Annotated in this window: 1 protein-coding gene; it reads right to left on the reverse strand. The window is 45.6% G+C overall.

The features are described 5' to 3' along the window. Positions 1 to 113: 113 nt before the first annotated feature. On the reverse strand, positions 114 to 283 hold a 170-nt coding region (locus PZC42_RS22855; protein WP_368860286.1), incomplete at its 5' end, for a chitin-binding domain-containing protein.

The following is a 283-nucleotide window of genomic DNA, read 5'->3' on the forward strand; positions in this document are numbered from 1 at the left end:
TTAACATGTTTGAAGTGGCCATATTAGGCTATGTTAGAGTTCAATATTTCAATAATGTTGTAATTTTAAAATAAAATAAATTAGGATGGAAGGGGATAATGATCGCTATCAAACTATTGGGCGCAAGTTGCACCCCACATCACGCATTTCTTGGTGACTGAGTCGAACTTCCTGAACCAGAAGCACGAGTCCTCCTTCCAGGCGCCATCTTTGCACTCGGTGAACTTGTGGCAGTCAGTGGTGTCTGCCTGGCGCTCTCCCGCGGTGCAAACTGGGACTGGAG

The organism is Isoptericola croceus (assembly GCF_029382255.1).
GTDB lineage: Bacteria > Actinomycetota > Actinomycetes > Actinomycetales > Cellulomonadaceae > Isoptericola > Isoptericola croceus.